This is a genomic window from Shewanella gaetbuli, assembly GCF_023284065.1.
GTDB classification, from domain to species: Bacteria; Pseudomonadota; Gammaproteobacteria; order Enterobacterales; family Shewanellaceae; genus Shewanella; species Shewanella gaetbuli.
The window spans coordinates 1-1872 of record NZ_JAKIKP010000024.1 but is presented as its reverse complement, the minus strand read 5'-3'; the positions used below and the strand labels follow the sequence as shown (position 1 = coordinate 1872).

Genomic DNA, 1872 nt, shown 5'->3' with positions numbered 1-1872 from the left:
CATTTGGGTTGTATGGTTAAGTGACTAAGCGTATACGGTGGATGCCTTGGCAGTCAGAGGCGATGAAGGACGTAGTAACTTGCGAAAAGCGTTGGCGAGCTAGTAACAAGCATTTGAGCTAACGATGTCCGAATGGGGAAACCCACTTACATAAGTAAGTATCTTACACTGAATACATAGGTGTAAGAGGCAAACCCGGGGAACTGAAACATCTAAGTACCCGGAGGAAAAGAAATCAACCGAGATTCCCCTAGTAGCGGCGAGCGAACGGGGATTAGCCCTTAAGTCAGTGGGGTGTTAGTGGAATGTGTTGGAAAGCACAGCGGCACAGGGTGATAGCCCCGTACACGAAAACTAACCATTGATGAAAACGAGTAAGACGGGACACGTGACATCCTGTTTGAATATGGGGGGACCATCCTCCAAGGCTAAATACTCCTGACTGACCGATAGTGAACCAGTACCGTGAGGGAAAGGCGAAAAGAACCCCTGTGAGGGGAGTGAAATAGAACCTGAAACCGTATACGTACAAGCAGTGGGAGCGGTTCTTGAGACCGTGACTGCGTACCTTTTGTATAATGGGTCAGCGACTTACATTTTGTAGCGAGGTTAAGCGAATAGCGGAGCCGTAGGGAAACCGAGTGTTAACTGCGCGTTTAGTTGCAAGGTGTAGACCCGAAACCCGGTGATCTAGCCATGGGCAGGTTGAAGGTTGAGTAACATCAACTGGAGGACCGAACCGACTTATGTTGAAAAATGAGCGGATGACTTGTGGCTGGGGGTGAAAGGCCAATCAAACCGGGAGATATCTGGTTCTCCTCGAAAGCTATTTAGGTAGCGCCTCGAGCGAATACCATTGGGGGTAGAGCACTGTTAAGGCTAGGGGGTCATCCCGACTTACCAACCCTTTGCAAACTCCGAATACCAATGAGTACTACTCGGGAGACAGACGGCGGGTGCTAACGTCCGTCGTCAAAAGGGAAACAACCCAGACCGTCAGCTAAGGTCCCAAAGTGTATGTTAAGTGGGAAACGATGTGGGAAGGCTTAGACAGCTAGGATGTTGGCTTAGAAGCAGCCATCATTTAAAGAAAGCGTAATAGCTCACTAGTCGAGTCGGCCTGCGCGGAAGATTTAACGGGGCTAAACATACCACCGAAGCTACGGGTTTGCAGTTTACTGCAAGCGGTAGAGGAGCGTTCTGTAAGCGGTTGAAGGTGAAGGGGTAACCCACACTGGACGTATCAGAAGTGCGAATGCTGACATGAGTAACGATAAAGGGAGTGAAAAACTCCCTCGCCGAAAGACCAAGGGTTCCTGTCCAACGTTAATCGGGGCAGGGTGAGTCGACCCCTAAGGCGAGGCTGAAAGGCGTAGTCGATGGGAAACAGATTAATATTTCTGTACTTTTGCTAACTGCGATGGAGAGACGGAGAAGGCTAGGCTAGCGCGGCGTTGGTAGTCCGCGTTTAAGGTAGTAGGCCGTACACTTAGGCAAATCCGGGTGTACATTGGCTGAGAGCTGATGACGAGTCACTACGGTGATGAAGTAGTTGATGCCATGCTTCCAGGAAAATCTTCTAAGCTTCAGGTTAGTAGGAATCGTACCCCAAACCGACACAGGTGGTCGGGTAGAGAATACCAAGGCGCTTGAGAGAACTCGGCTGAAGGAACTAGGCAAAATGGTACCGTAACTTCGGGAGAAGGTACGCTGCTGGCGGTGATGAGACTTGCTCTCTAAGCTGCTGGCAGTCGCAGATACCAGGTGGCTGCAACTGTTTATCAAAAACACAGCACTGTGCAAAATCGCAAGATGACGTATACGGTGTGACGCCTGCCCGGTGCCGGAAGGTTAATTGATTGGGTTATCCCT

The 1872-nt window shown here is 50.1% G+C and carries 1 rRNA gene; it reads left to right on the top strand.

The features are described 5' to 3' along the window. Positions 1-14: 14 nt before the first annotated feature. Positions 15-1872 (top strand): 23S ribosomal RNA (locus L2672_RS17195); the annotation flags it as partial.